Annotated in this window: 2 protein-coding genes; both read right to left on the reverse strand. The window is 72.6% G+C overall.

What is annotated here, in order from left to right; translation table 11 throughout:
* The coding region (locus tag FV228_RS31560) for a Mur ligase domain-containing protein (protein ID WP_246694112.1) at nt 1-181 on the reverse strand (181 nt) is incomplete at its 3' end.
* 31 nt (nt 182-212) lie between these two features.
* A partial coding sequence (locus tag FV228_RS31565; RefSeq protein WP_281406561.1) for a cyanophycin synthetase occupies nt 213-727 on the reverse strand: 515 nt, incomplete at its 5' end.

Raw genomic sequence — 727 nt, forward strand, 5'->3', positions numbered from 1 at the left:
GCCCGAGGGCGCTCGCGACGAAGTCGTGGCCGTCGCGCGCCTCTCCCTTGATGGCGAAGAACAGGTCGCCCAGCTGCAGCGTGCGGGTGTCGATCGACGCGCCGCCGATCGGGCGGTCTGCGCCGATCAGGCGTCCGCCGGTGGCGGCTTCGAGCTCGTCACGGGTCCAGAGTGCGGTCATGTCAGCCCCCGGTCACCATCCGGCCGCGCCATCAACGTGCGGCCCCGGCGATGGCGGCGCGCAGGACCTCATGGTCAGAGAACGGCAGCGTCCGATCTCCCACGATCTGGCCGGTTTCATGGCCTTTGCCGGCCACGACCAGCACGTCGCCGGGGCCGAGTCGCCGCACGGCCGAGCCAATCGCCTCGGCCCGGTCGCCGATTTCTTCCGCGTTGGGCGCTGCCGCCAGGATCGCCCGCCGGATCGCTTGGGGTTCCTCCGTGCGGGGATTGTCGTCGGTGACGAACACAACATCCGCCAGGCGCTCGGCGATAGCCCCCATCAGCGGGCGCTTGCCCCGATCGCGGTCGCCGCCGCAGCCGAACACCACGACCAGCCGGCCGGACGCGAACGGGCGCAGCGCGGTCAGCACGCTCTCCAGCGCCTCGGGCTTGTGGGCGTAGTCGACCAGGCACAGGCCGCCCCGCGCCTCACCGATCCGCTCCATCCGGCCGGGCACGCCGGTGAGGTGGTCGAGGGCCGCGAACACGCCGCCCGGATCTGCGG

This window comes from Methylobacterium sp. WL18, assembly GCF_008040015.1.
GTDB lineage: Bacteria > Pseudomonadota > Alphaproteobacteria > Rhizobiales > Beijerinckiaceae > Methylobacterium > Methylobacterium mesophilicum.